This is a genomic window from Variovorax durovernensis (genome assembly GCF_977011995.1).
The window spans coordinates 5,459,754-5,485,548 of the sequence record NZ_CDRNCW010000001.1 but is presented as its reverse complement, the minus strand read 5'-3'; the positions used below and the strand labels follow the sequence as shown (position 1 = coordinate 5,485,548).

Annotated in this window: 22 protein-coding genes and 1 tRNA gene; 14 read left to right on the top strand and 9 right to left on the bottom strand. The window is 66.4% G+C overall.

The genetic code is table 11. The annotated features are described in order from the left end of the window. The first annotated feature begins 14 nt into the window (after positions 1 to 14). On the top strand, positions 15 to 827 hold the full coding sequence (tatC, locus tag ACWV14_RS26060) for a twin-arginine translocase subunit TatC (protein WP_237678968.1): 813 nt from the start codon (positions 15 to 17) through the stop codon (positions 825 to 827). A gap of 139 nt (positions 828 to 966) precedes the next feature. On the opposite strand, the gene ACWV14_RS26055 is transcribed toward tatC, so the two are convergent. Beyond that, on the bottom strand, positions 967 to 2,121 hold the full coding sequence (locus tag ACWV14_RS26055; protein ID WP_454904445.1) for a S1C family serine protease: 1,155 nt from the start codon (positions 2,119 to 2,121) through the stop codon (positions 967 to 969). A gap of 295 nt (positions 2,122 to 2,416) precedes the next feature. Here ACWV14_RS26055 and ACWV14_RS26050 point away from each other — a divergent pair, with 295 nt between their 5' ends. From ACWV14_RS26050 to pdxA, 3 genes are read left to right on the top strand one after another with little or no spacing between them, the layout of a single operon-like run. Then, positions 2,417 to 3,769 carry an MFS transporter gene (locus ACWV14_RS26050; RefSeq protein WP_454904444.1) on the top strand — a complete coding sequence of 451 codons (1,353 nt, stop codon included), beginning with the start codon at positions 2,417 to 2,419 and terminating at the stop codon, positions 3,767 to 3,769. After that, positions 3,766 to 4,539 carry a Nif3-like dinuclear metal center hexameric protein gene (locus ACWV14_RS26045; protein ID WP_454904443.1) on the top strand — a complete coding sequence of 258 codons (774 nt, stop codon included), beginning with the start codon at positions 3,766 to 3,768 and terminating at the stop codon, positions 4,537 to 4,539. Before ACWV14_RS26050 ends, ACWV14_RS26045 begins: the two co-directional genes overlap by 4 nt. Continuing rightward, a complete protein-coding gene (pdxA, locus tag ACWV14_RS26040; RefSeq protein ID WP_454904442.1) occupies positions 4,536 to 5,585 on the top strand; it encodes a 4-hydroxythreonine-4-phosphate dehydrogenase PdxA in 1,050 nt (349 codons plus the stop codon). The genes ACWV14_RS26045 and pdxA overlap by 4 nt, the downstream gene beginning before the upstream one ends. Here pdxA and mscL read toward each other — a convergent pair. The 3 genes from mscL to ACWV14_RS26025 all read right to left on the bottom strand — a co-directional run bounded on the left by mscL (position 5,572) and on the right by ACWV14_RS26025 (position 11,360). After that, positions 5,572 to 6,003, bottom strand: a complete 432-nt coding sequence (mscL, locus tag ACWV14_RS26035; protein WP_454904441.1) for a large conductance mechanosensitive channel protein MscL — start codon at positions 6,001 to 6,003, stop codon at positions 5,572 to 5,574. The two genes, pdxA and mscL, sit on opposite strands and share 14 nt — an antisense overlap. A 59-nt stretch (positions 6,004 to 6,062) precedes the next feature. After that, a complete protein-coding gene (locus ACWV14_RS26030; protein WP_454904440.1) occupies positions 6,063 to 8,552 on the bottom strand; it encodes a tetratricopeptide repeat protein in 2,490 nt (829 codons plus the stop codon). Positions 8,553 to 8,705: 153 nt separating this feature from the next. Next, on the bottom strand, positions 8,706 to 11,360 hold the full coding sequence (locus ACWV14_RS26025) for a beta strand repeat-containing protein (protein WP_454904439.1): 2,655 nt from the start codon (positions 11,358 to 11,360) through the stop codon (positions 8,706 to 8,708). A gap of 446 nt (positions 11,361 to 11,806) precedes the next feature. Between ACWV14_RS26025 and ACWV14_RS26020 the strand changes: the two genes are divergently transcribed. The 7 genes from ACWV14_RS26020 to ACWV14_RS25990 all read left to right on the top strand — a co-directional run bounded on the left by ACWV14_RS26020 (position 11,807) and on the right by ACWV14_RS25990 (position 17,399). Continuing rightward, entirely contained in the window at positions 11,807 to 12,748 is a 942-nt protein-coding gene (locus ACWV14_RS26020) for a LuxR C-terminal-related transcriptional regulator (RefSeq protein WP_454904438.1), read from the top strand. Positions 12,749 to 12,938: 190 nt separating this feature from the next. After that, positions 12,939 to 13,556: a ubiquinol-cytochrome c reductase iron-sulfur subunit gene (gene petA / locus ACWV14_RS26015; protein ID WP_454904437.1), complete on the top strand. Its 618-nt coding sequence runs from the start codon at positions 12,939 to 12,941 to the stop codon at positions 13,554 to 13,556. A gap of 14 nt (positions 13,557 to 13,570) precedes the next feature. Further along, positions 13,571 to 15,007, top strand: a complete 1,437-nt coding sequence (locus tag ACWV14_RS26010; RefSeq protein WP_422088028.1) for a cytochrome b — start codon at positions 13,571 to 13,573, stop codon at positions 15,005 to 15,007. Between the two features lie 33 nt (positions 15,008 to 15,040). After that, positions 15,041 to 15,817 (top strand): cytochrome c1, encoded by a 777-nt coding sequence (locus ACWV14_RS26005; protein ID WP_106935526.1) that lies wholly within the window; start codon positions 15,041 to 15,043, stop codon positions 15,815 to 15,817. Between the two features lie 98 nt (positions 15,818 to 15,915). Continuing rightward, entirely contained in the window at positions 15,916 to 16,527 is a 612-nt protein-coding gene (locus ACWV14_RS26000) for a glutathione S-transferase N-terminal domain-containing protein (protein WP_081266420.1), read from the top strand. A 157-nt stretch (positions 16,528 to 16,684) separates the two neighbouring features. Continuing rightward, on the top strand, positions 16,685 to 17,263 hold the full coding sequence (locus tag ACWV14_RS25995) for a ClpXP protease specificity-enhancing factor (RefSeq protein ID WP_422088026.1): 579 nt from the start codon (positions 16,685 to 16,687) through the stop codon (positions 17,261 to 17,263). A 60-nt stretch (positions 17,264 to 17,323) separates the two neighbouring features. Continuing rightward, positions 17,324 to 17,399: transfer RNA gene (locus ACWV14_RS25990), tRNA-Thr, on the top strand. Between the two features lie 38 nt (positions 17,400 to 17,437). Here ACWV14_RS25990 and ACWV14_RS25985 read toward each other — a convergent pair. From ACWV14_RS25985 to ACWV14_RS25975, 3 genes are all read right to left on the bottom strand, one after another. Beyond that, the gene (locus tag ACWV14_RS25985; RefSeq protein WP_454904436.1) at positions 17,438 to 18,607 is read right to left on the bottom strand and encodes a diguanylate cyclase domain-containing protein; all 1,170 of its coding nucleotides are present in this window, start codon (positions 18,605 to 18,607) and stop codon (positions 17,438 to 17,440) included. Between the two features lie 173 nt (positions 18,608 to 18,780). Beyond that, the gene (recJ, locus tag ACWV14_RS25980; protein ID WP_454904435.1) at positions 18,781 to 20,598 is read right to left on the bottom strand and encodes a single-stranded-DNA-specific exonuclease RecJ; all 1,818 of its coding nucleotides are present in this window, start codon (positions 20,596 to 20,598) and stop codon (positions 18,781 to 18,783) included. Then, positions 20,595 to 21,563 carry a hypothetical protein gene (locus tag ACWV14_RS25975; RefSeq protein WP_454904434.1) on the bottom strand — a complete coding sequence of 323 codons (969 nt, stop codon included), beginning with the start codon at positions 21,561 to 21,563 and terminating at the stop codon, positions 20,595 to 20,597. The genes recJ and ACWV14_RS25975 overlap by 4 nt, the downstream gene beginning before the upstream one ends. A 143-nt stretch (positions 21,564 to 21,706) precedes the next feature. On the opposite strand from ACWV14_RS25975, the gene ACWV14_RS25970 reads away from it, so the two are divergent. Continuing rightward, on the top strand, positions 21,707 to 22,963 hold the full coding sequence (locus ACWV14_RS25970; RefSeq protein WP_422088022.1) for a lipoprotein-releasing ABC transporter permease subunit: 1,257 nt from the start codon (positions 21,707 to 21,709) through the stop codon (positions 22,961 to 22,963). Beyond that, a complete protein-coding gene (gene lolD / locus ACWV14_RS25965) occupies positions 22,956 to 23,717 on the top strand; it encodes a lipoprotein-releasing ABC transporter ATP-binding protein LolD (RefSeq protein WP_454904433.1) in 762 nt (253 codons plus the stop codon). The genes ACWV14_RS25970 and lolD overlap by 8 nt, the downstream gene beginning before the upstream one ends. A 38-nt stretch (positions 23,718 to 23,755) precedes the next feature. Here lolD and ACWV14_RS25960 read toward each other — a convergent pair whose 3' ends face one another. Further along, complete coding sequence (locus tag ACWV14_RS25960) at positions 23,756 to 24,523, bottom strand: sigma-70 family RNA polymerase sigma factor (RefSeq protein WP_454904432.1); 768 nt, start codon at positions 24,521 to 24,523, stop codon at positions 23,756 to 23,758. A 105-nt stretch (positions 24,524 to 24,628) separates the two neighbouring features. On the opposite strand from ACWV14_RS25960, the gene ACWV14_RS25955 reads away from it, so the two are divergent. Then, positions 24,629 to 25,228, top strand: coding sequence for an ATP-dependent Clp protease proteolytic subunit (locus ACWV14_RS25955; RefSeq protein ID WP_422089072.1), 600 nt, complete (start codon positions 24,629 to 24,631; stop codon positions 25,226 to 25,228). Between the two features lie 8 nt (positions 25,229 to 25,236). Here ACWV14_RS25955 and ACWV14_RS25950 read toward each other — a convergent pair whose 3' ends face one another. After that, positions 25,237 to 25,626 carry a RidA family protein gene (locus tag ACWV14_RS25950; RefSeq protein ID WP_454904431.1) on the bottom strand — a complete coding sequence of 130 codons (390 nt, stop codon included), beginning with the start codon at positions 25,624 to 25,626 and terminating at the stop codon, positions 25,237 to 25,239. Between the last annotated feature and the right edge of the window lie 169 nt (positions 25,627 to 25,795).

The following is a 25,795-nucleotide window of genomic DNA, read 5'->3' as shown; positions in this document are numbered from 1 at the left end:
TATCTTCTTTTCCAATGGCCGATTCCGACAACAAGAACAAAGACAAAGAAGACGAGCTGGCGGGCACCGAGCAGCCGTTCGTGGCGCATCTGGTCGAGCTTCGCGACCGTCTGCTCTACTGTGTCTACGGGCTCGTGGTCGCCGGCATCCTGCTGGCCATCTGGCCGGGCCCCGGCGGGCTGATCGACCTGATCGCCATGCCGATCAAGGCCCACATGCCGCACGACGCGAAGCTCATCGCCATCGGCGTGTTCTCGCCGTTCTTCGTGCCGCTCAAGGTACTGATGATGGCGGCCGTGCTGCTGGCGCTGCCCTGGCTCATGTACCAAGCGTGGATGTTCGTGGCGCCGGGCCTCTACAGCCACGAAAAGAAGTTCGCGCTTCCGCTGATCTTCTTCGGCAGCCTGCTGGCCTATGCGGGCATCGCGTTCGTGCAGCTCTTCGTGCTGGACAAGATGTTCAGCTTCATCCAGCGTTTCGCGCCCGCGGCGGTGCAGGCGACGCCCGATATTTCCTCCTACGTGGAGGCCATTCTTTCGCTCTACATCGCGTTCGGCGTCGCCTTCCAGGTGCCGATCGTCGTGATGCTGCTGGTGCGCTTCGAAATGGTCACCATCGAGAAACTGAAGTCCTTCCGCGGCTACTTCATCGTGGTGGCCTTCGTGGTGGCCGCGGTGCTTACGCCGCCCGACGTGGTGTCGCAGCTGGCCCTGGCGGTGCCCATGTGCCTGTTGTACGAGGTGGGCATCATCGGCGCCAAGTATTTCGCGAGCAGCGGCAAGAAGCCGGAAGACGAAGAAAGCGCCGACTCGGCATCTTCCAGCTGATCCCCTGAATGGGATCGCCGCAGGCGATCCCAAAGCCCAGAACACCGAGGAACCGGCTTAGCCGGGCCTCAGGTGTTGCCCCCGGTAGGGGGAAGACGAAGCGGACACGAAGTGCCGCGCAGCCTGGGGGCGAGCCTATCTATTCATTCGGCACTTGCCGCACCGGGCTCTTCGGCCGCAGGCCCGGCGTCACGTCCAGTTCCATCTTGTCGCTGCCGCGTTGCAGCGCGAATCGCGAGGTGCTGCCCGGCTTCAGGCCGGCCACCGCGGTCAGCAGCGCCTGCACGTTGTCCGTCTTCTTTTCGCCCACCGAGGTGATCACGTCGCCCGGGCGAATGCCGGCCTTGGCCGCGGGGCCGTTCTGCAGTACCCCGGTGATGATCACGCCCGAGTCGGCTTTCACGCCGAAGGTCTCGGCCAGTTCGGGCGAGAGGTCGCTTGGCTCCACGCCGATCCAGCCGCGGCGCACCTGGCCCTCCTTGACAATGCCCTCGAGCACGATCTTGGCCATCGACACCGGAATCGCGAAGCCGATGCCCATGCTGCCGCCCGAGCGCGAGTAGATCGCGGTGTTGATGCCCTGCAGGTTGCCGTTCACGTCGATCAGCGCGCCGCCCGAGTTGCCGGGGTTGATGGCCGCGTCGGTCTGGATGAAGTTCTCGAAATTGTTGATGCCGAGCTGGTTGCGGCCCAGCGCCGAGACGATGCCGCTGGTCACGGTCTGGCCCACGCCGAAGGGGTTGCCGATGGCCAGGACCTGGTCGCCCACCTGCAGCGCGTCGGAGTCGCCCAGCACGATCACCGGCAGCTTGTCGAGCTCGATCTTGAGCACGGCTAGGTCGGTGTCGGGGTCGGTGCCGATCACCTTGCCGCGCGCGTGGCGGCTGTCGTTCAGCGTCACTTCGATCTCGTCGGCACCCTCGACCACGTGGTTGTTGGTGAGGATGTAACCGTCGGTGCTGACGATCACGCCGCTGCCCAAGCCCACCTGGGGCTGGTCGTCCTGGTCGCCGAAGAAGAAGCGGAACCACGGGTCGTTGCTGCGCGGATGGCGCTGGGCCGCCTTGCTGGTGTTGATGCTCACCACCGCCGGCGACGCCTTCTTGGCCGGCGCGGCCAGGCTGCCGGGCGTTGTAATGGCGGGGTTGCCCGTGGGCGCCTGCACGACCGAAACCACGCCGCCCAGCGAGGTCGAGCGCTTGTTGAGCCATTCGGGCTTGAGCGTTGCGACGACGAAGTACGCCGCGAGCAGGACGGTCACGGCTTGGGCAAAAAGCAGCCAGGTACGTTTCATGAAAACTTGATGGAAGACGTTCGAAGAGCGCCATTCCAGGCGCGGCACTGCCTGCGATTGTCCCTCAACGGCACGGCCCATAAACCGCGCCGGACGGTCGAGATTGGGGCCGGCCGGCTGCGGGAATCCGGGATAACCCCTAGCATTCCGGGTCGGTTCCGATCCGGACCGTGTTTTCCAGGCCTCCCGCGCTGCCCACCCGGCGGATGCGGCCAGGCGTTTCGTCGGCGCGCCGCCTCCCGTTCCCACCCGGTCTTGCGGACCGGTGCGCGCAGCAACGATTTCTCCGTCAGCCATGACCCCAGAAGCAACCTTTCCGGACGGCGCGCAGCCGGCGCCGGCACGCACGCTCGGTACGAGCGACTACAAGACCCTGGCCCTGTCCGCCCTCGGCGGCACGCTGGAGTTCTACGACTTCGTCATCTACGTCTTCTTCGCCACCGTGCTGGGGGCGCTGTTCTTCCCGGTGGACATGCCCGACTGGCTGCGGCAGCTGCAGACCTTCGGCATCTTCGCGGCCGGCTATCTGGCGCGCCCGGTGGGCGGCATCGTCATTGCGCATTTCGGCGACATCTTCGGCCGCAAGCGCATGTTCACGCTGTCGATCTTCCTGATGGCGGCGCCCACGCTGGTGATCGGCCTGCTGCCGACCTACGCGAGCATCGGCGTGGCGGCGCCCCTGCTGCTGTTGCTGATGCGCGTGCTGCAGGGCGCGGCCATCGGCGGCGAAATGCCGGGCGCCTGGGTGTTCGTGGGCGAGCATGTGCCGGCAAGGCGCTACGGCTTCGGCATCGGCATGCTGACCTCGGGCATCACCGGCGGCATCCTGCTGGGCTCGCTGATCGCGGTGGCCATCAATCGCCACTACTCGTCCGAGCAGGTGAGCGACTTCGCCTGGCGCATTCCGTTCGTCTTGGGTGGGGTGTTCGGACTGGTGTCGGTGTACCTGCGCCGCTTCCTGCACGAGACGCCGGTGTTCAAGGAACTGGCCGGCCGCCGCAGCGTGGCGCGCGAACTGCCGCTGCGCACCGTGCTGCGCGAGCACCGTCTGGCCTGTGTATATGTGGCGCTGCTGACATGGGTGCTGTCGGCCGCCATCGTGGTGGTGGTGCTCTACACGCCTACCTACCTGCAGAAGGTGCATCACATCCCGGCCGCGCTGTCGCTCGAAGCCAACGCGCTGGCCACGCTGACCCTGACGCTGGGCTGCATGCTCGCGGGCTGGGCCAGCGACCGTGTCGGCACCCGCACCGTGATGCTCGTCGGCTGGGGCGGCCTGTTCGCCACGGCCTATCTGTTCTACACGGGCCTGCCCGGCACGCCGGCCACGCTGTTCTGGCACTACGGGCTGGTCGGCCTGTTCGTGGGCACCATCGCCACCGTGCCGATCGCGGGCGTGCGCGCCTTCCCGGCGCCGGTGCGGTTCACCGGCCTTTCGTTCGCCTACAACATGTCTTATGCGGTGTTCGGCGGGCTCACGCCGGTGATCCTCACGCTCTGGCTGCAGCACGACACCATGGCGCCGGCGCACTACGTGGCGGTGCTGGCGGCCCTGGGCCTCCTGCTTGCGCTCCTGCCGCTTGCCGTGCGCGGCCATGCCATGCGCGACGGCGTGAAGCCTGCGGGGCGCGCGACAATGTCGCGATGAGCACCACCCGCCACGAACTGCTTCACGCATTCGACCTGCTGCTCGCCCCCGGGCGCTTCAAGGATTACGGACCCAACGGCCTGCAGGTCGAGGGGCGAACCGTGGTCCGCAAGATCGTCTCGGGCGTGACCGCCAGCCGCGCGCTGATCGAAGCCGCCATCCATGCCGAAGCCGATGCCATCTTCGTCCACCACGGCCTGTTCTGGCGCGGCCAGAGCGGCTGCGTCACCGGCTGGATGAAGCAGCGCCTGAGCCTGCTGCTCGGCCGCGACATCAACCTGTTTGCCTACCACCTGCCGCTCGACGCGCACCCGGAGCTGGGCAACAACGCGCAGCTCGGCCTGCAACTGGGGCTTGTCGCCCACCCCGGCGCCACCGGGCGCTTCGGCGAACAGGAGCTGGGTTTCCTGGGCACGCGCGAAAACGGCGAGGGCTTTGCCGATGCCAAGGCGCTTGCCGCCCATGTGGAGGGCGTGCTGAAGCGGCCCGTCACGCTGCTCGACACCGCGCAGCGTCCCATCAAGACCGTTGCCTGGTGCACGGGCGGTGCCCAGGGCTACTTCGAGGCAGCCATCGCGGCCGGTGCCGACGCCTTCATCACCGGCGAGATATCCGAGCCGCAGGCCCACTACGCGCGCGAGATGGGCGTGGCGTTCCTGGCCTGCGGGCACCATGCCACCGAGCGCTACGGCGCGCAGGCGGTGGCCGGGCACGTGGCCGCGCAACTCGGGCTGGTGCACGAGTTCATCGACATCGACAACCCGGCATGAGCGCAGTGAACAGCCCCATCGCCATCACCCTGGGCGACCCCGCGGGCATCGGCCCGGAGATCATTGCCAAGGCCTTCCGCGAGGCGCCCGATGCCACCCGCGGCACCTTCGTTGCCGGCGATGTGGGCACGATGCGCCAGGCCTCGCAGGCGCTGGCCGCGCCGGGCGAGCTGGCTTGGCCGGTGCTCGAGATCGAATCCGTCGCCGAGGCTGCCACCGTGCCGCCGCGCTGCATCCCGGTGCTGCAGGTGATCGCGCCGCCTTCTGGCATCGAGATCGGCCAGGTCAGCGCCGAGGCCGGGCGCGTGGCGGGCGAATGCGTGGTCTGGGCCGCGCGGGCCGCTTTGCGCGGCGAGGTCGCCGCCATCGTGACCGCACCGCTGCACAAGGAGGCGCTGTCCGCCGCCGGCTTCCCGTACCCCGGTCATACCGAACTGCTGCAGGCCGAGGCCGCCGCGCACCTGGGGCGCACCGTGGCCGACGTGCCGGTTCGCATGATGCTGGCCAACGACGAGTTGCGCACCGTGCTCGTCAGCATCCACGTGTCGCTGCGACAGGCCATCGAGGCCGTCCGCTTCGAGGGCGTGCTCGAGACGCTGCGCATCACGCACCGTGCCCTGACGCATGCGCTGGGCCGCATGCCGCGCATCGGCGTAGCGGGCCTGAACCCGCATGCGGGCGAGGGCGGACTGTTCGGTTCGGAGGAGCGCGAGATCATCGCGCCGGCCATCGAGGCCGCGCGCGCCGAAGGCATCGACGCCCATGGGCCGTATGCGCCCGACACCGTGTTCATGCGCGCACGCGCCAAGGGCGGTGTGCCTTCCAGTGGCGAATTCGACGTGGTGATTGCGATGTACCACGACCAGGGCCTGATCCCGGTCAAGTACCTGGGCGTGGAGAAGGGCGTGAACGTGACGCTGGGGCTGCCGCTGGTGCGTACCAGCCCCGATCACGGCACCGCGTTCGACATCGCGGGGACGGGGCAGGCCGATGCGTCCAGCCTCATCGAGGCATTGCGCATGGCCCGAGCCCTCAGGGGCGTTTGAGGCTGTCGCGGATTTCGCGCAGCAGCACGACGTCTTCGGGCGTTGCTGGCGCGGCGGCCGGTGCCGGCTCTTCGCTGCGCTTCAGGCGGTTGATCTGCTTGACCATCATGAAGATGATGAAGGCCAGGATCACGAAGTTGACCGCGATGGTGATGAAGTTGCCATAGGCCAGCACGGGAACGCCGGCTTTCTTCAGGTCGGCCAGCGTGTTTGCCACGCCGGGCGGCGCGGTGCCCAGCACCACATAGAGGTTGGAGAAGTCGAGCTTCCCGAACACCAGGCCCACCAGCGGCATGATGATGTCGGCCACGAGCGAATCGACGATCTTGCCGAACGCGCCGCCGATGATCACGCCGACCGCGAGGTCGATGACGTTGCCCTTGACGGCAAATTCCTTGAATTCACTGAGGATGCTCATGATTCAAAAGGCTGCTGGAGCTCTGCTGTTGAAGGAGAGCCGAGTATGCCCGCGATTGCTCAGTTCTCCGGCGGGCGCAACGCGACATCGACGTGCGCGGCAGGTAACCCTTCACGACTGCGCGCGGCAATCTGCCTGAAGCCGTCCTCGAGGTGGCGCACGAAGCGCGGCGTGTCGAAATATCCGCGGCGCGCCTCCTTGGCCGCGGCCAGCCGCGCACGCAGCACCGCGAGTTCGTCGGGGTGCGTGGCGTAGTGGATGGCCTTCGCTAAGTATTCCGCATGGTTCGCGGCCACCAGCTCAGGCAGGCCGATGGCGCCCAGCAGGCTGCCCGCCATGCGCGACACCATCGTCGAGCCCGTGAGCGCCAGCAGCGGCACGCCGGACCACAGCACGTCGTTCGCGGTAGCGCCGCTGCTGTACGGGAAGGTGTCGATGAACAGGTCGGCCAGCCCGATGCGCGCCAGGTGCTGGTCGACCGGCATGCGCGGCGACACGATCAGGCGCTCGGCCGCGAGGCCGGCCTTTTCCCAGTGCGCGCGCAGGTTCTGCTCGAAGCCGTTCGGGCCCTGCGCGAGCCAGAGCACCGAGTTCGGGATGCCCTGCACGATGCGAACCCAGGCGTCGAAGGTCTCGGGCTGGATCTTGAAGGACTGCGAGAAATTGCACAGCACGAACGCGTCTTCCGGCAGGCCGTGCGCCGCGCGCGTGGCCTTGTGCGGATTGACGGGGCGCTTCGTGTCGATCACCTGGAAGGTCTCCGGCAGGCGCAGCAGCTTCTCGGTGTAGCAGTCTTCCGTGCCTTGGGGCGAGAGGAAGTTGTCCGACACCAGGTAGTCGTAGTTGGTCGAGCCGCTGGTGCCCATGTAGCCGAGCCACATGAGCTGCGCGGGAGCCGTGTGGTAGGCCATGACCTGCGGCTTGGCGCCGCGCGTGTCGCCCGAGAGGTCGATCAGGATGTCGATCTCGTCCTCGCGGATGCGCTCGGCCATTTGCTGTATCGACTGGCCGTGCATGTCGACGAAATGCTCCGCCGACGCCGCGATGCGCGCGCGCGCCGGGTGGCCGTCGTCGGGGCCGTAGGAGTACACGAAGACCTCGAAATCCTTGCGGTCGTGCAGGCCGTAGAGCTCGGCCGTCAGGTGTGCCACCGGGTGGTTGCGGAAGTCGAAGGAGTAGTAGCCCACGCGGATGCGCGGCGAGGTGCGGCGCGTGCCCGCATCGGCAAAGGGCTTGATGGTCGAAGCCTTGTCGGCCACCGTGGCGGAGCGCTGTGTCCAGTCCTTCAGTCGCCGGGCGTCGTCGTAGTTCGACATCAGGATGAAAGACGACACCGCCTGGTCGTTGGCCGGATTGTCCAGGTGCGAAGCAATGCGCGCGCGCAGTTCGGGCACACCATCCCAATGGGCGATATGCGCCTTCTCGCCGAGCATCCACACCATTGCGGGCATGAAGGCCGGGTCGTCCCGCAGGCATTGCTGGAACTCGGCAATTGCTGCTTCCGACTGGCCGGCCATCACGTAGGTCACGCCCAGGTTGCATCGTGCGAGCACCTGGCGCGGATGCGCCTCCAGCGCCTTCCTGAGCACTTCGATGGCCTTGTCGTAGTCGCCGAGGCGGAAGTTCACCGTGCCCAGGTTGTTCAGCAGCAGTTCGTTCTCGGGCAGGCTTTCGAGCGCCAGCTTGTAGAGCTCGGCCGACTCGTCGAAGCGCATCGACGCGCCTTCCAGCGTGCCGCAAACGCCATAGAGCGCCGCGATGCCCTCGGGGTCCGACAGCACCTTGTGACGGTCTTCTGCGGACCAGTTGCGCATGGCGTGCTGCATCGGCGCAATGGCTTCGTCGGCGCGGCCGCCGTCGAGCAGCGCCCTGGCCAGCAGGTACGACGCCTCGAAGTCCAGCGGGTCAGCCGCGGCCTGTGCGAGCGAATCCAGCGCGCCCGACCAGTCTTTTTGATGCGCGCGGATCTTGCCGATGTTCTTGTGCGCGGTGGTGTATTTCGGGTCGAGCTTCAGCGCCTGCATGAACTGCCCGAGCGCCTCGTCGAAGCGGTTCTGCTCCATGTCGATCGCGCCGGCGTTGTTCCATGCGGCAGGCGCCAGCGGTGCGAGCCGCGTGGCCTGCGACGCGGCGTCTCGCGCCTGGCGGAACTTCTTCTGCTGGCGATAGACCGCCGACAGGTTCACGTAGGCCTCGGGGTAGTGGGGCAGCGCCTTGATCGCGCGGCTCAGGTCCTGCTGCGCCTCGGCCAGCAGGCCCAGGTGCATGAAGATCGTCGCGCGTGTGTTGAAGTAGAACGGGTGTTGCGACTGCGCGATGGCGCGGTTCACGTAGTTCAGTGCCAGCCGGGGGCGGCCCTGGCGGTACAGGGCTTCGCCGGTGAGGTGCAGCGCGTCGGCATGCTCCGGCACGCGGGCGAGCAGGTCGGCATAGATCTGCAGGGCTTCAGCGAAACGGCCCACGCGATGCAGCGTCAGGCCCTGCTCCAGAAGGCGACCGGCATCTTCCGCGGACAGGCTGGGAGAAGGGGCGAGTGCAGATGAGTTCATGAAGCCGTGGAATGAACGGGTCAGGAGGTCAGCCGGGACACGCCGACCTCGATGCAGATGCAGGAAAGCCGGCTCCCCAGTATAGGGGCCGGCTTTCTTTTTTCATGGCTGGCGCGGGGGGCGGACGCCATGCCGCCGCCGCGCCAGGCGCGCTTACCAGGACCAGGAAGCGCCGACCCCGCCGCCGATCTTGCCGCTCTGGCCGGTGCCGACGTTCACCTTGATCTGCGACGATTCGCCGAGGCGGAAGCTGATAGCGGCCGCGACGGCCGAGCGACCGTCGTAGGAACCGACGCCGACACCCACGCCGAACTGCTTGCCGGCCTCAAGCGCAGGCACCGAGGCCGCCGCCAACGCGATCGCGGCACCGGTGCTGCCGGTCTTGCGCGCGTCCTGTGTCTCGGCCCGCACCTGGTTCAACTGCTGCATGTTCGCCGCATCCGTGGGCAGGATGCCGGGCGCCACGTTCTGCACGCGGCCGTTCGCAACCACGCCATTGCCCGCCGTGATCGTGCCGCCGGCTGTCACGTTGCCCGTCACGTTGACCGTGCCCGCATTCAACGTCGTGACGTTGCCCGTCACCGCGTTGATCGTGGTGATGTTGCCGGTCTGCGTGTTGAGCACCGTGATGTTGCCGTTGGCCGCGGTGATCGTCTGGAAGTTGCCGGTGGTGGCGTTGACGGTGTTCGCATTCACCGTGCTTGCGTTCACCGTCGTTGCGCTCACCGAGTTGGCGGTCAGTGCGTTGATGGTGGCGCTGGCCGCCGACAGGTTGGTCGTGCTGACGTTGGTGGCGTTCAACGTGTTGATCGTGCCGTTGCTTGCCGTGAGGTTCACAGTGCCCACGCTGGTGGCGTGCACGGTGCCAGCGGTGATGCTGGCGGAGCTGAGCGTATTGATCGTGCCGTTGCTTGCTGTCAGGTTGACGGTGCCCACGCTGGTGGCGTTGACCGTACCGGCAGTGATGCTGGCGGAGCTGAGCGTGTTGATCGTGCCGTTGCTTGCGGTCAGGTCGACGGTGCCGACGCTGGTTGCGTTGACGGTGCCGGCGGTGATGTTGGCAGAGCTGAGCGTGTTGATCGTGCCGTTGCTGGCAGTCAGGTCGACGGTGCCGACGCTGGTTGCGCTGACGGTGCCAGCGGTGATGCTGGCGGAGCTGAGCGTGTTGATCGTGCCGTTGCTGGCAGTCAGGTCGACGGTGCCGACGCTGGTTGCGCTGACCGTGCCGGCGGTGATGCTGGCGGAGCTGAGCGTGTTGATCGTGCCGTTACTGGCAGTCAGGTCGACAGTGCCGACGCTGGTTGCGCTGACGGTACCAGCGGTGATGCTGGCGGAGCTCAACGTGTTGATCGTGCCGTTGCTGGCAGTCAGGTCGACGGTGCCGACGCTGGTTGCGCTGACGGTGCCGGCAGTGATGCTGGCGGAGCTGAGCGTGTTGATCGTGCCGTTGCTTGCGGTCAGGTCGACGGTGCCGACGCTGGTTGCGTTGACGGTGCCGGCAGTGATGCTGGCGGAGCTGAGCGTGTTGATCGTGCCGTTGCTGGCAGTCAGGTCGACGGTGCCGACGCTGGTTGCGCTGACGGTGCCAGCGGTGATGCTGGCGGAGCTGAGCGTGTTGATCGTGCCGTTGCTGGCAGTCAGGTCGACAGTGCCGACGCTGGTTGCGCTGACCGTACCGGCGGTGATGCTGGCGGAACTCAGCGTGTTGATGGTGCCGTTGCTTGCGGTCAGGTCGACGGTGCCGACGCTGGTTGCGTTGACGGTGCCGGCAGTGATGCTGGCGGAGCTGAGCGTGTTGATCGTGCCGTTGCTGGCAGTCAGGTCGACGGTGCCGACGCTGGTTGCGCTGACGGTGCCAGCGGTGATGCTGGCGGAGCTGAGCGTGTTGATCGTGCCGTTGCTGGCAGTCAGGTCGACAGTGCCGACGCTGGTTGCGCTGACCGTACCGGCGGTGATGCTGGCGGAACTCAGCGTGTTGATGGTGCCGTTGCTGGCAGTCAGGTCGACGGTGCCGACGCTGGTTGCGCTGACGGTGCCGGCTGTGATGCTGGCAGAGCTGAGCGTACTGATGGTGCCGTTGCTTGCAGTCAGATTGACAGCGCTGACGCTGGTGGCATTGACGGTGCCGGCGGTGATGCTGGCGGAGCTCAGCGTGTTGATCGTGCCGTTGCTGGCAGTGACGCTGGCGGCGCCGACGCTGCCGGCAGAGACGGTGCCGGCGGTGATGCTGGCAGAGCTGAGCGTATTGATGGTGCCATTGCTTGCAGTGACGCTGGAAGCGCTGACGCTACCGGCAGAGACGGTACCCGACGTGATGCTGCTCGCACTGAGCGTGTTGATCGTGCCGCGCGATGCAGTCACATTGACGGTGCTGACGCTGCCGGCCGAGACGGTGCTAGCAGTGATGCTGCCCGCACTCAGTGTGTTGATCGTGCCATTGCTGGCCGTGACGCTGGCGGCGCTGACGCTGCCAGCAGAGACAGTGCCCGACGTGATGCTGCCTGCGCTCAGTGTGTTGATCGTGCCGCGCGATGCCGTCACGTTGACTGTGTTGACGGTTCCTGCGGACAGTGTCGGCGTAGTGACGCCGCCCACGGCATTCAGAACTCCGCCGCCGTTGCCAAAGTTGGTATCACCAAATACGTTCCCGGCGTTGACCGTGGCGCCACCAATAGTGACCTGTGCATGCGCCACAGGCAGCGTCATCACATAACCGGCTCCCACCAGCACTGACGCAAGAAGGCGGCTGACACCTGCTTTGCGCATGTTGGAAGAAGAGCGAACAGCAGAGCGCTTGGATGTAGTCATTTGGACCTTTTTTCCTTGATGTATCGATGGCAACGTCCGGGCTTCCATGCGCCCTCGTCGCGTGAAAGCAGGGTCGGGTTTCATTGCGTTACCCGGTGCAACCGATGCTAGGAATCGAGGTACTTGCTGAACATCACCGGGATCCGTAGTTCTGCGGTCCCGCGAGTGCTTCGATGCAAGTTCGAAAAAAAGTGTAGGGGCCCGCAAAGCCAATGCCCATGCGGCTTCGCGGGCATCACATAAATCCGTGGGCGATGCGCTGACATGCGAAGTCGAGCGTGTTTCGCGTTGCGCGGTGCTACGTAACGCGCGCTCAAAACGCCACGTAACAACGGCGCAAAAACCGCCTTTTCCAGGTCGTCTCAAGACCGCGTTGCACGGTCTGTTCGTGGCAATTTTTTCAATGAAATCAAAGTACTACAGGCAATGGCACGCCTGTTCTCACGGTGCTGTACCGCTCAGGCATCGTTCCTGCGACATCTGAAACGAAAGACAACATTTCGAAGCTACCCGTGGGTAGCGATGAGCCAGAGGGGATGTCGCGTGGTCAATCTGTTTTCGAGCTTTGCCAATGCCTACATGGACACGGTTTTCCGTGTCGCCAGGGGAGTGCGGTCATGGAAATGAATGTGAGTGTCCGTAGCCAATCCGTGCGGCCGCTGTCTTCGGTTGCGCAGATGTATGGCGGTGTCTTTCATGCCGCGTTGATCGTCGCTGACGATCTCGCCGTTGCCGATCGCATGCGGCGCATACTGGCCGAGCTTGCGCCACGCCGCCGCATCGTGGTGGCGTCAAGCCGCGCCGAAGCCTGCAACCTGCTGGCTGCACTGCCGTATGACCTGGCCCTGGTCGACATGCGGCTGCCATCGAAGGACGGCATCTCGCTGCTGCACCACGTGCGCCAGAACTACCCGGGCATCGAAAGCGTCGGCATGTCGGATACCGACGATCAGGAACTGGTGGGCGCGGCTATTGCCGCGGGCGCCATCGGCTACCTCCTGACCGAAGTGGACGACATCGAGCTTGCGTACCTGCTGCGTTCGGTGGAGCGTGGCGGCGCGCCGATGGACTCGCGCATCGCGCGGCGCATCCTGGGTTCGATCGCCGCATCGGCCAAGGCGCGCACGATCGAGCCGATCCGCGTGCAGGAGCAGCGGGAAGAGGCGCCATCATCGGTAGAGAAACTGCCGCGCGGTTTGCTGTCGCCAAGGGAACTGAAGGTGCTGCGGCTGATCGCACAGGGCTGGAGCAATCGTCAGATCGCCGAGGCGGTCTACCTGTCGGTCAACACCATCGAGTTCCATGCCAAGAGCATCTACCGCAAGCTGTCAGTGAAGTCGCGGACCCAGGCGGTTCATGAAGCGATGCAGCACGGTCTGCTGAACTGAAGACGGCATCGGCGACGGCCCTCGTCGCCATTCGGCGCGCCACCTCGTGCAGGCCTCCCGGCTCGCCGGCGGGCGGGCAGGGGGCAATACGCCCGTTGAATTCTCCCCCAGCGCCCCGCTACAATCTCCGGTTGACCCTGTTCAAGCCAAGGGTTGGCCCTGCTCCAGCGAAGAAGACAAGAGGATCCCCATGAGTGACATGACCTCCGGCTCGCCCCGGATCGACACAGGCAAAAGGACGTGGCTTATCGCGTCCAGCTGTGCCGGCGTGGTGGGCGGCGTGGCAACAGCTATTCCCTTTGTGAGCACTTTCCAGCCTTCAGAGAAGGCCAAAGCCGCCGGCGCAGCGGTAGAGGTCGATATCTCGGGCCTCAAGGTCGGTGAAAAAATCACCGTCGAATGGCGAGGCAAGCCGGTCTGGATCCTCAAGCGCACCCCCGAGCAGGTCGCGGAACTTCCCAAGCTGGACGGGCAACTCGCCGACCCCCAGTCCAAGCGCCACCCCGACGAATTCACCCCCAAGTACGCACAGAACGAACACCGTTCGATCAAGCCCGAAGTGCTGGTCGTGGTCGGCATCTGCACGCACCTGGGCTGCTCCCCGAGCGACCGCTTCCAGGCCGGCCCGCAGCCCTCGCTGCCCGCCGACTGGGAAGGCGGCTTCCTCTGCCCCTGCCATGGCTCCACTTTCGACCTGGCTGGCCGAGTCTTCAAGAACAAGCCCGCGCCCGACAACCTGCCGGTGCCGCCGCACATGTACCTGTCGGACACCAAGCTCCTGATCGGTGAAGACTCCAAGAAGGCCTGAGGCGGAATAAGAACATGGCTGAATTCCACGAGATTTCCCCCAACGCTCCTGCCAGCGAGAAGCTGCTGAACTGGGTCGACAACCGGTTTCCGCTCAGCAAGCTCTGGAACGACCAGTGGGGCAAGTACTACGCGCCGAAGAACTTCAACTTCTGGTACATCTTCGGCTCGCTGGCCATGCTGGTCCTGGTGATCCAGATCGTCACCGGCATCTTCCTGGTGATGCACTACAAGCCCGATGCGAGCCAGGCGTTCGCATCGGTCGAGTACATCATGCGCGACGTGCCGTGGGGCTGGCTCATCCGCTACATCCACTCGACGGGCGCCTCGGCGTTCTTCATCGTGGTGTACCTGCACATGTTCCGCGGCCTCATGTACGGCAGCTACCGCAAGCCGCGCGAGCTGATCTGGGTGTTCGGCTGCGCGATCTTCCTGTGCCTGATGGCCGAAGCCTTCATGGGCTACCTGCTGCCCTGGGGCCAGATGTCCTACTGGGGCGCACAGGTGATCGTGAACCTGTTCGCCGCCATCCCGTTCATCGGCCCCGACCTGGCCCTGCTGATCCGCGGCGACTACGTGGTGAGCGACGCCACGCTGAACCGCTTCTTCAGCTTCCACGTGATCGCCGTGCCGCTGGTGCTGCTGGGTCTCGTGGTGGCCCACCTGATCGCGCTGCACGAAGTGGGTTCGAACAACCCCGACGGCATCGAGATCAAGGCCAAGCGCGGTCCCGATGGCCATCCGCTCGACGGCATTCCGTCGCACCCGTACTACACGGTGCACGACATCTTCGGCGTGGTGGTGTTCCTCACCATTTTCTCGGCCGTGATCTTCTTCGCGCCTGAAGCCGGCGGGTACTTCCTCGAGTACAACAACTTCATTCCGGCCGATTCGCTGAAGACGCCGAACCACATCGCGCCGGTCTGGTACTTCACGCCGTTCTATTCGATGCTGCGCGCGACCACCGACGACATGGTCAACGTGTTCTCGCTGATCATCGCCGCGGGCGCCATCCTGAACTTCGTCAAGGGCAAGTCGGGCACGGCCTTCAAGGTCGCGCTCATCGTGGTGGCAGCCGTGGTCATCTTCCTGCTCAAGTCCTTCGACGCCAAGTTCTGGGGCGTGGTCGTGATGGGGGGCTCGGTCATCATCCTGTTCTTCCTGCCGTGGCTGGACCACAGCGAAGTCAAGTCGATCCGCTACCGTCCGAGCTGGCACAAGTATGTGTACGGCGCCTTCGTTTTCTTCTTCCTGATCCTCGGCTACCTGGGCATCCAGCCGCCGGGCGTCTGGGGCAACCTGGTCATCGGGTCGTTCGCGCTCGACATCGCGCAGACCGTCTCGCAGATCGGCACGCTGGTCTACTTCGGCTTCTTCCTGCTGATGCCGTGGTGGAGCCGCAAGGGCGAGTTCAAGACCGTGCCCGAGCGCGTGGTCTTCGCCGCCCATTGAGTCATGCTGCCCAAGAGAGCTGAGAGAAACACGATGAAGAAGAAAAGCATTTCCGGCTGGCTCGCGGTCCTGGGTCTGGCCCTGGGCCTGACCTTCTCCGCAGCCGCGTCGGCCGAGTCCGAAGGCATTGCCTGGGACAAGGCCAACACCAAGACCAACGACATGGCCGCGCTGCAGAACGGCGCCAAGCTGTTCGTCAATTACTGCCTGAACTGCCACTCGGCCGCGTTCATGCGCTACAACCGCCTGCAGGACATCGGCATTACCGAGCAGCAGATCAAGGACAACCTTCTGTTCACGACCGACAAGGTCGGCGAGACCATGAAGGCCAACATCGATCCGCGCCAGGCCAAGGAATGGTTCGGCACCACGCCGCCCGACCTCACGCTGGTCGCGCGCTCGCGTGCCGGCCACGGCGGCACGGGCGCCGACTACCTCTACACGTATCTGCGCACCTACTACCGCGACGACACCAAAGCCACCGGCTGGAACAACCTTGCGTTCCCCAGCGTCGCCATGCCGAACCCCCTGTGGGAACTGCAAGGCGAACGCCGCCCGGTCTACACCAAGGTCGAACAGCACGGCCACGAAACCGAAGTGTTCAAGGGCTGGGAGCAAGTCACTCCCGGCACCCTGACACCCGTGCAGTACGACAATGCCGTCGGCGACCTGGTGAGTTACCTGCAATGGATGGCCGAACCGGCACAGAACACCCGCATCCGCATCGGCGTGTGGGTGCTGCTGTTCCTGGCCATGTCGGTGGTTTTTGTGTGGCGACTGAACGCCTCGTACTGGAAAGACGTCAAGTAGTTCCGTCCACGCCGACCGGGCGCCACCCAAGGCATCCGGTCCCACAGAGTGGGTTGCCAACGCGACCCACTCTTTTTGATTTTTAGGAGTCTCTCGCCATGATGGTCTTGTATTCAGGAACGACCTGCCCCTTTTCCCACCGCTGCCGCTTCGTGTTGTTCGAAAAGGGCATGGACTTCGAGATTCGCGACGTCGATCTCTACAACAAGCCCGAAGACATCAGCGTGATGAACCCGTACGGCCAGGTGCCGATTTTGGTCGAGCGCGACCTGATCCTGTACGAGTCGAACATCATCAACGAGTACATCGACGAGCGCTTCCCGCATCCGCAGCTGATGCCCGGCGACCCGGTCGACCGCGCCCGCGTGCGCCTGTTCCTGCTCAACTTCGAGAAGGAACTGTTCGTGCACGTGTCGACGCTCGAGAACCGCACCGCCAAGGGCAACGACAAGGCGCTCGAAAAGGCCCGCTCGCACATCCGCGACCGCCTGACGCAGCTGGCCCCCGTGTTCCTCAAGAACAAGTACATGCTGGGCGACAACTTCTCGATGCTCGACGTGGCCATCGCGCCGCTGCTGTGGCGCCTCGACTACTACGGCATCGACCTGAGCAAGAACGCTGCGCCCCTGCTGAAGTACGCCGAGCGCATCTTCTCGCGCCCCGCATACATCGAAGCACTGACGCCGTCTGAAAAGGTCATGCGAAAGTAATTAAGATCGCCCCCAGGCTTCGCGCACTTCGTGTCGCTTCGCCAACCCCCGTCCGGGGGCAACACCTGCGGCCCGGCAGAGCCGGTTCCGCGGTGTTCCGCGAAGAGACAGTGGCCAATTCGAGGCCGCGATTTCGCGATTGCACGGTACCAATTTCATGATCAACGCGCTCGAGTCGTCTTCCACCCGCCCGTACCTTATCCGGGCGCTGTATGAATGGTGCACCGACAACGGGTTCACCCCCTATGTCGCGGTGCAGGTCGACGACACCGTCCAGGTTCCGCGCGAGTACGTGAAGAACGGCGAGATCGTGCTCAACATCAGCTTTGACGCGACCAGTTCGCTCAAGCTGGGCAACGATTTCATCGAGTTCAAGGCCCGTTTCGCGGGCAGTGCGCGTGAAATCAGCGTGCCGGTAGGGCGCGTGATCGCGATCTACGCGCGTGAGAACGGGCAGGGCATGGCGTTTCCCGCGCCGGTGCCCGCCGCTTCCTCGTCGGACAGCGGCAACAGCCACGCCGATGCGCCGGCGCCTTCGCCGCAAGGACCCGCGCGCATGCCGCTGCGCGATGCCTCGCGCGGCACCGAGGGCGACGCCAGCAAGATCGTCCACCTGGTGACGGGCGACGATGCCGACGAAACGGTCGACGCCGGCCCCGCTACCGATCCCGCCGACGAGCCGCCGCGCCCGCCGGCCGGTGGTGGCTCCAGGCCGTCGCTGAAACGCATCAAGTGAGCCGGCCGGCCGGACCATGCCGGCCACGCCACTAGAATCATGCACTGAAGAAATTCACCAGCCGCTTTAGCTCAATTGGTAGAGCACCCGCCTTGTAAGCGGAAGGTCGTCAGTTCGATTCCGACAAGCGGCACCATTCGAAACCCCTGGTTCATCCGTGAGCCAGGGGTTTTTTCATGTGCCGCGCGCGGAGCCGCCCGAATGCTCGCCCGCGAACGCATAAGCAGGCCCCATGCGTTGGCGCTTGCAGCGTTGCAGCGCCTCGCCCGCCGAAGCCATCAGGCTGGCGAGGGTGTCGCCGTCGGCGGGATGGCAGGCGATGCCCATGCTCAGCTCGCCACCCGCCAGCAATCTGCCTTCGTAAGCGACCGGCGTCGCGCCCGCGGTCTCGATGCGTATCGCCATTTCCGCGAGCTTCTGGCGTGTCGGGTTGCCGGCCAGCAGCAATGCGAATTCGTCGTCGCCCAGGCGCGCCACCATGTCGTCGGCGCGCACCTGCTGGCGCAGCCGCTGCGCGATGGCCGTGAGCACCGCATCGCCGCCCGCGCGGCCGTGCCGTTCGTTCACGCGGCTGAAACCGTTCAGGCCGACCAGCATCAGCGAGAACGGCCGGCCTTCGTGCAGCCATTCGTCGCCACGGCTCTCGAAGCCGGCGCGGCTGGTGGCTCCGGTAAGGGCGTCGGTGCCCATGGCGCCCATCAGCGCGTGCGTGCGCGCCTCCAGCGCCTTTTCGGAGCGCAGCACGTGCCGCAGGCGGGCGCCGACGGCCAGGGCGAGCATCGCAAGCTCAGCGATTGCCGCGGCTTGCGCCATGTTCGGCCGTCCGGGCGCCCAGGGCGGCTCGCTCCAGCTCGGAAGGCGGGTGATGGAGATGCCCGCCAGCAGCAGCAGGGCGCCGACGCAGAAGAGCAGTGCGGGCCAGCGCAGGCCGCGCAACGAGAAAAGCGCACCGGCCACCAGGACCACGGTGGCGGCGACCAGCAGGCCCTGCACGGCGCGCAGCGTCCACGCCAGCTGTGTCTCGACCGCGGCGTACAGCAAGGTCAGCACCAGCGCGATGCCGACCCCCTGCGCGACCCGGTCCAGCCGTGGCGCGAAATGCCGCAGCCGCAGCAACTGCCGAGCGAATTGCAGCCGGAAGATCGCCCAGAGTGCCAGCGCCGCTGCCGCCCAGTGCGCGAGCGGGTCGCTCGGCGCCAGGTTGTTCATTCCGGCGAAACCGAGCAGCGCGAAGCCGCAGGCCAGCACGTAGTAGCCATGGATGAGCGTGCCGAACACCAGCAGCAGTACGAGGCCGCAGGCCATCAGGCCGGCCAGCAGGCCATAGCTCACGCCGTCGGTCATGGGCGAGGGCCTTTGATGAAAGGAGAGTAGGGGCGGGACAGAAACGGCATCCGGGCGGTTCGAGGAAAAAATCGCCTTGAAAGGCGGTAACCGATCGTATCCGCCAGGCCGCATCGGGCCATGCACCGCGTCTCACAAATTGCCGGCCTCGCAGCCTGCCTGACGCTTTTCCGCTAGAACTCCGCGCCTTCCACCAGGAAGCGCAGCCGGCGCACGCCCTGCCATTCGTCCGCGTCGAGCCGGAACGCCAGCTTGACCCTGGGCGGCAGCGGCTCGGTGTGGCTGAACCAGATGGCGTCGATAGGCTGGCCCTGGTGCCTGAGCTTGAGCGACAGGTGCTTTTCGCCCACCAGCCGCTGCGATACCACCTCGACCTCTTCGCTGAAGGTCGGCGGCGCGAAGCCCTGGCCCCAGACCTCGCGGTGCAGCGTGTCGACGAGGTCGATGCGCATGTACTCGCGCGCTATCGGCCCGTCGGTCTCGATCTGCCGGGTGAGCGCGGCCTCGGCCAGCAGCTCGCGGGCGACCTGGGCGAAGCCTTTCTCGAAAGTCTCGAAATGCTCGCGCGCCACCGTGCAGCCGGCCGCCATCGCATGGCCGCCGAAGCGCAGCAGCACGCCCGGATGGCGCTTGGCCACGAGATCGAGCGCATCGCGCAGGTGGAAGCCCGGGATCGAGCGGCCCGAGCCCTTGAGCTCCTGCTCCTTGCCCGGCGCGCCGCTCGCGGCGAAGACGAAGGTCGGTCGGTGGAAACGGTCCTTGATGCGGGAGGCCACGATGCCCACCACGCCTTCGTGGAAGGCCGCGTCGAACACGCTGATGGCCGGCGGCGGTGCCGCTATGCCCTCGCCATCGGCGCTGGTGGAAAACAGCGACTCGGCCAGCAGCAGTGCCTGGTCGCGCATGCCGCCCTCGATGTCGCGCCGCTCGCGGTTGATGCCGTCGAGCATGCGCGCGAGTTCTTCGGCGCGGCCGGCGTCGTCGGTCAGCAGGCATTCGATGCCCAGCGTCATGTCGGCCAGCCGGCCGGCCGCGTTGATGCGCGGGCCCAGCGCGAAACCGAAGTCGAAGGTGGTGGCCGCAGAGGCATTGCGGCCCGCCGCCTTGAACAGCGCGGCCACGCCGGCGGGCATTGCGCCGGCGCGGATGCGGCGCAGGCCCTGCGCCACGAGGCGGCGGTTGTTGGCGTCGAGCTTCACCACGTCGGCCACCGTGCCGAGCGCGACCAGCGGCAGCAGCGCGTCGAGCTTGGGCTGGGGTTTGCCTGCCCCCCGGCTTGTCACTTCGTGTGCTTCGCCACCCCCCGAGGGGGAGGCTGGCCCGCCTTGGGGCGGCCCGGCGGCGGGCGCAGGCGTGTCGAACACGCCGCGCCTGCGCAGCTCCGAACGCAGCGCCAGCAGCACGTAGAACATGACGCCGACGCCCGCGATGCTCTTGCTCTCGAACTCGCAGCCGGGCTGGTTCGGATTGACCAGCACGTCGGCCAGGGGAAGCTCCGGGCCGGGCAGGTGGTGGTCGGTCACCAGCACCTGCAGGCCGCGCGCCTTGGCGGCGGCCACGCCCTCGACGCTGGCGATGCCGTTGTCGACGGTGATCAGCATGTCGGCGCCGCTGTCGCCCACGCGCTCGGCGATGGGCGGCGTGAGGCCGTAGCCGTCGACCACGCGGTCGGGCACGAGGTAGCTCACGTTCCTGGCGCCCAGCAGGCGCAGGCCGCGCACGCCGACCGCGCAGGCGGTGGCGCCGTCGCAGTCGTAGTCGGCCACGATGCACAGGCGCTTGTCCTGCGCGATGGCGTCGGCCAGCAGGACGGCGGCGTCTTGCGCGCCGCGCAGGGTGTCGGGCGGCAGCAGGCGGGCGAGGCCGTCGTCGAGCTCGTCCTTGGCGCGCACGCCGCGCGCTGCGAACAGGCGGGCCAGCAGCGGGTGCACGCCGGCCTGCTCCAGCGCCCAGACGGTGCGCGGAGGGATCTCGCGGTCGACGATCTTCATAGCGACTCCAGCACGCCGGCCGCGCGTTTGCGGTCGAACAGGCTCCTGGCCCAGCGGCTGAGCCCGCGCTGCTGCACGGTGTAGCGCTGCGCCGCGCGGTCGCCGCACAGCGTGAGCGACACATCGGCGCCGCGCGTGTAGTCGGCCAGCAGCGAGGCGATGTCGCCCGCGTCCAGCGCCTGCCAGGCGGCGGCCCAGCCGACGCCGTCGTCGCGGATGGCGGCGACGCGCAGGGCCTCGCTCACGGTGGTTTCGGAGGCGGCGCTCGGCAGGGGCTGCGCCGCCAGCGAGCCGGTGCCGCTGAGCCAGAACGAGTTGATCGGCGGCACGCCGCGCGCGGCGCGGTCGTCGTTCACGCGCTGGGTGTAGAGCAGCATCTGCATTTCGTTCTGCAGGCGGCGCAGCGGCCGGGCCGCCTCGGCCAGCGGCGACCACTGCGAGATGGGCCAGCCCACGGCACGGTCGATGGAGGCGGTGGCCAGTCCGTCGAAGATGTGCGCACGCGCCAGCCAGCGGCCGGGCACGGGCGAGGGGTGCAGCGCGATGCCGTCTTCCTCGAAGAAGGGCCGGGCGGCTTCCAGCAGCGCGGCCGATTCGCCGGCGTCGATCTCGATGGCGGACGGATCGCCCAGCACCACGTCGTCGATGCCGACCTGCCAGTTGCACAGCGTGACCAGGCCCCAGCCCTCGGTGTCGCCGGCGGCGGCGATGCCCAGGCGCCGGGCCTCGAGTGCGGCCCAGGGGATGCAGCCGTCGGCGGCCGGAATGCCCAGCGCCCGCGCGAGCGCGCGTTCGTGGGGTGGTGAGCGCGTGCTTTCGTCCTGCGTGTCGGTGTCCGCGAGGGTCAGGCGCAGCAGCAGGGTCTCGAGATTGGGGAGCCGCAATGTGGGCAGCGCCGCGCGGCATGCCGGGGAACCGCGGCCGGCAAAGGGGATCAACAGGTGACGTGGGAGGGTTTCGGCCATCTCCCTATTGTCCGGGAAGCCCTGAGGTCATCCGGAATGCCACAATTCCGACGTATGACCTACCCCCTCGCTCATCACTTCGTGTATTCGCTGCCCCCCGAGGGTGGGCAAATTTCCCTTGAGGCGGCTCGGCGGGAAATTTGATGCGATTCCCCTATGAACTGCAGCTCGGCTGGCGCTACACGCGCGCAGGCCGGGCGACGCGGCGCAACGGCTTCATCTCCTTCATCTCCGGTGTATCGATGCTCGGCATCGCATTGGGCGTGGCGGCGCTGATCATTGTGCTCAGTGTGATGAACGGCTTCCAGAAGGAAGTGCGCGACCGCATGCTCGGCGTGGTGTCGCACATCGAGATCTTCTCGCGCGACGGGCAGGCGCTGCCGCAGCTGGAAGAAATCATGGCGGCGGCGCGCAAGCATCCCGAGGTGATCGGCGCGGCGCCCTTCATCAACACGCAGGCGCTCATTGCGCGCGGCGAGGACATGAAGGGCACGGTGGTGCGCGGCATCGACCCCAAGCTCGAGCCCGAAGTGACCGACACCAACAGCATCGCCGCCCATGGCACCTTCGACAAGCTGGTGCCGGGCGAATTCGGCATCGTGCTGGGCGCCGAGCTGGCGCGCTCGCTGTTCGTGCAGCCGGGCGACAAGGTCACGCTGGTGGCGCCGGGTGGCCAGGTCACGCCGGCTGGCGTGGTGCCGCGGCTGAAGCAGTTCACCGTGGTCGGCACCTTCGACTCCGGCCACTACGAGTACGACTCGGCGCTCGCCATGGTCCACGAGCAGGACGCGGCCAAGGTGTTCCGCCTCGAAGGCCCGACCGGCATCCGCCTGAAGCTCAAGGACCTCAACGAAGCGCGCGAAGTGGCCGACCAGCTGGCCGTGAGCCTGCCGGGCGAATTCCTCATCCGCGACTGGACCCGCCAGAACAAGACCTGGTTCGCGGCCGTGCAGGTCGAGAAACGCATGATGTTCATCATCCTCACGCTGATCGTGGCGGTGGCGGCCTTCAACCTGGTGTCCACGCTCGTCATGACGGTGACCGACAAGCGCGCCGACATCGCCATCCTGCGCACGCTGGGCAGCTCGCCGCGCAGCATCATGGGCATCTTCGTGGTGCAGGGCGCGATGGTGGGCGTGATCGGCACCGTGGCCGGGCTGCTGCTGGGGCTGGGCATCGCCTACAACATCGACGTGATCGTGCCCTTCCTGGAGCGGCTGTTCCATGCGAGCTTCCTGCCGAAGGACATCTACCTCATCAGCAAGATGCCGAGCGACCCGCAGCAAAGCGACATCGTGCCCATTGCCATCATTTCCCTGGTGCTGTCCTTCGTGGCCACCCTGTATCCGAGCTGGCGCGCCAGCCGCGTGAACCCGGCCGAGGCCCTGCGCTATGAGTGAAATGACCCCCACGCTCGGCACTGCCGTGTCCTCGCTGCCCCCCGAGGGGGCCGCCATCGGCTTGGGGCGGCCCGGCGCCAATGGTGTTGTATTGAAGGCCCGAGGCCTCACCAAGCGTTTCCACGAAGGCCGCCTAGACCTGACCGTGTTGCACGGCGTCGACCTCGACGTGCATGCCGGCGAAACCCTGGCCATCGTCGGCGCCTCGGGCTCCGGCAAGAGCACGCTGCTGCACCTGATGGGCGGGCTCGACGCGCCCACCTCGGGCAAGGTCGAACTGCTGGGCAAGGACATCGCCCATGCCGACGCGGCCGAGCAGGGGCGGCTGCGCAACCAGCACCTGGGTTTCGTCTACCAGTTCCACCACCTGTTGCCGGAGTTCAGTGCGCTCGACAACGTGGCGATGCCGCTGAAGATCCGGCGCGTGGAGCCGGCGACGGCCACGAATGCGGCATCGAAGATCCTCGAAAGCGTGGGCCTGGGCCAGCGCCTGCACCATCGGCCGGCCGAGCTGTCGGGTGGCGAGCGCCAGCGCGTGGCGATTGCGCGCGCGCTGGTCACGCAACCGGCCTGCGTGCTGGCCGACGAGCCCACCGGCAACCTCGACCGCAGCACGGCGGACACGGTGTTCGCGCTGATGCTCGACCTGGCGCACCGGCACGGCACGGCGTTCGTGATGGTCACGCATGACCAGGAGCTGGCGAAGCGGTGTGACCGGGTGCTGCAGCTGGTGGCTGGGCGGCTGGCGGGCTGATTGTTTTGTCTTTCTCCCTCCCCCAGAGGGGGAAGGGGCTAAGACAGCAGAGTTGCTTCCTGTTCTTCGTCCACCGGCCTCGCGTCTAGCGGCAGCACGCACAAGACCTTTCCTCCCAGCGTCAGCACCAGCCCGAGCCGACCACCGATCTGCACGACCTGGCAGGCGGTGCGCTGCGTCCGGGCGGGGGTAAAGGCAGCCGACATTGCAACGGCCCGTGTCGGCGGCTGCCGCAGCAGCGCAAGCAGCGTCCGCGCATCGCATTCACCCAGCGCCTGCCGGTAGGCGTGGAAGACCGCATCCGATCCGGCTTCGTCTTCGTTCCTTTCATGGCGCAGCCGCAGCAGCGCGCGATGCAGTTGCTGCCGGCAGGCCGCCCCGGTCTTGCCGCTGGCCTCTGCAATTTCCTTGAAGCTGGCTTCGAAGACTTCGCGCAGCAGCACGGCGGCACCATCGGCCGGCGACAGCCTGGAGGCGATGAGGCGCAGCGCCTGATCGATGGATTGGGCCTGCGCCGCATCGGCTTCCGCCGACGGGGCCTGGGCTGCGAGCCCTCCGGCTTCATGCAGCCAGCGCTGCATCCAGTTGTCGCGCCGCAGCCGGTCGATGGCCAGGTTCTGCATCACCGTGGTCAGCCAGGCCTGCGTCGAGTCGGGTCCGGGCTTGTCTCCCGCTTCGAGCGCGCGCAGGTAGGTGTCCTGCACCACGTCCTCGGCTTCCGCCACGCCGCCCAGCATGCGCGCCGCCGCGCGAACCAGCCGGCTTCTCAGTGCCGGGAATTGCGAGAGATAGCGTTCATCGAGCATCGCCGCAGCTTGCCATAGCCCGCAATGTCACGAAACTGTGGGCTTGTTCGTCAAGACAGTCCAACCACAGGAGCTTTCTTCATGTCCGACATGCCCATGTTCTCGATGGAATCCGATGACGACACCAAGCCCGCCGCCACCGCCGAGCCGCGCAACTCCTACCTGGAGGAAAAGGCGTTCAAGTCGCGCACGCTGCTGATCTTCGGCAGCATCAGCGATTCGGTGGCTGCCGACGTCACGCGCCGGCTCATCGCGCTGGATGCCGACAGCGCCGACAAGCCCATCGACATCCTCGTGAGTTCGCCGGGCGGGCACCTGGAGTCGGGCGACGCCATCCACGACATCGTGCGCTTCATCAGCGCGCCGGTGAACATGATCGGCACCGGCTGGGTCGGCAGCGCGGCCACTCACCTGTTCCTGGCTGCACCGCGCGAGCGCCGGGTATGCCTGCCCAACACGCGCTTCCTGATTCACCAGCCCAGCGGCGGCGCGGGCGGGCAGGCGACGGACATTGCCATCCAGGCGCAGGAAATCATCAAGGCCCGCCAGCGCATCGCGCACGAGATCGCGCGCGAGACCGGCAAGCCCATCGACGTGGTGCTGGCAGACATCGAGCGCGACCGCTGGCTGTCGGCTGAAGAAGCCGTCGAATACGGGCTGGTCTCGCGCATCATCCAGCGCAAGACCGAACTGCAGAAAGGCTGAGAGGCTGATCAGGCCTTGGGCTTGTACGCGACGACGTCGATCTCGACGCGCGCGTCGATCATCAGCCGCGCCTCGGTGGTCGAGCGCGCCGGCTTGTTCTCGCCGAAGTAGCCCATGTAGATGCGGTTGAAGGCACCAAAGTCGCGCGCGTCCTGCAGCCACACGGTGCTCTTGCACACGTCGTCGAGCGTGGCGCCGGCCAGCGCGAGCACGGCCTTGATGTTTTCCATCACCTGGCGCGTCTGCGCCTCGATGCCGCCCACCACCAGCTCGCCGTTCTTGTCGACGGGCACCTGGCCCGACACGTAGACGAAGTCGCCGGCGCGCACGGCCGGGGAGAACGGACGCACCTGGCGGTCGGAGGCGAGGGGCGGGGCGCCGAGGTATTCGAGAGGCATGGGGACTCCTGGAGGTTGAAGGACTGTCTGGGAACGGGACGCCGCGAGTATCCATCCAATCTGAAAATCTATTTCAGAAAAACCCTCAATCAAGGGTTAACACGGATGATTTGGCATGGATAGTGCTTCAAAGTCCGGCCAGAAAAGAAAATTTCTTTCACAAACTCGC

Excerpts from the sequence above, each read along its gene's own strand:
- ACWV14_RS25970 (WP_422088022.1), top strand. The coding sequence starts at position 21,707 with ATGCGATTCCCCTATGAACTGCAGCTCGGCTGGCGCTACACGCGCGCA.
- ACWV14_RS26050 (WP_454904444.1), top strand. The coding sequence starts at position 2,417 with ATGACCCCAGAAGCAACCTTTCCGGACGGCGCGCAGCCGGCGCCGGCA.
- ACWV14_RS26045 (WP_454904443.1), top strand. The coding sequence starts at position 3,766 with ATGAGCACCACCCGCCACGAACTGCTTCACGCATTCGACCTGCTGCTC.
- tatC (WP_237678968.1), top strand. The coding sequence starts at position 15 with ATGGCCGATTCCGACAACAAGAACAAAGACAAAGAAGACGAGCTGGCG.
- ACWV14_RS25950 (WP_454904431.1), bottom strand. The coding sequence starts at position 25,626 with ATGCCTCTCGAATACCTCGGCGCCCCGCCCCTCGCCTCCGACCGCCAG.
- ACWV14_RS26025 (WP_454904439.1), bottom strand. The coding sequence starts at position 11,360 with ATGACTACATCCAAGCGCTCTGCTGTTCGCTCTTCTTCCAACATGCGC.
- ACWV14_RS25985 (WP_454904436.1), bottom strand. The coding sequence starts at position 18,607 with ATGACCGACGGCGTGAGCTATGGCCTGCTGGCCGGCCTGATGGCCTGC.
- ACWV14_RS26030 (WP_454904440.1), bottom strand. The coding sequence starts at position 8,552 with ATGAACTCATCTGCACTCGCCCCTTCTCCCAGCCTGTCCGCGGAAGAT.
- ACWV14_RS25955 (WP_422089072.1), top strand. The coding sequence starts at position 24,629 with ATGGAATCCGATGACGACACCAAGCCCGCCGCCACCGCCGAGCCGCGC.
- recJ (WP_454904435.1), bottom strand. The coding sequence starts at position 20,598 with ATGAAGATCGTCGACCGCGAGATCCCTCCGCGCACCGTCTGGGCGCTG.
- ACWV14_RS26010 (WP_422088028.1), top strand. The coding sequence starts at position 13,571 with ATGGCTGAATTCCACGAGATTTCCCCCAACGCTCCTGCCAGCGAGAAG.
- lolD (WP_454904433.1), top strand. The coding sequence starts at position 22,956 with ATGAGTGAAATGACCCCCACGCTCGGCACTGCCGTGTCCTCGCTGCCC.
- ACWV14_RS26055 (WP_454904445.1), bottom strand. The coding sequence starts at position 2,121 with ATGAAACGTACCTGGCTGCTTTTTGCCCAAGCCGTGACCGTCCTGCTC.
- ACWV14_RS25995 (WP_422088026.1), top strand. The coding sequence starts at position 16,685 with ATGATCAACGCGCTCGAGTCGTCTTCCACCCGCCCGTACCTTATCCGG.
- mscL (WP_454904441.1), bottom strand. The coding sequence starts at position 6,003 with ATGAGCATCCTCAGTGAATTCAAGGAATTTGCCGTCAAGGGCAACGTC.
- ACWV14_RS25960 (WP_454904432.1), bottom strand. The coding sequence starts at position 24,523 with ATGCTCGATGAACGCTATCTCTCGCAATTCCCGGCACTGAGAAGCCGG.
- ACWV14_RS26000 (WP_081266420.1), top strand. The coding sequence starts at position 15,916 with ATGATGGTCTTGTATTCAGGAACGACCTGCCCCTTTTCCCACCGCTGC.
- ACWV14_RS26005 (WP_106935526.1), top strand. The coding sequence starts at position 15,041 with ATGAAGAAGAAAAGCATTTCCGGCTGGCTCGCGGTCCTGGGTCTGGCC.
- petA (WP_454904437.1), top strand. The coding sequence starts at position 12,939 with ATGAGTGACATGACCTCCGGCTCGCCCCGGATCGACACAGGCAAAAGG.
- ACWV14_RS25975 (WP_454904434.1), bottom strand. The coding sequence starts at position 21,563 with ATGGCCGAAACCCTCCCACGTCACCTGTTGATCCCCTTTGCCGGCCGC.
- pdxA (WP_454904442.1), top strand. The coding sequence starts at position 4,536 with ATGAGCGCAGTGAACAGCCCCATCGCCATCACCCTGGGCGACCCCGCG.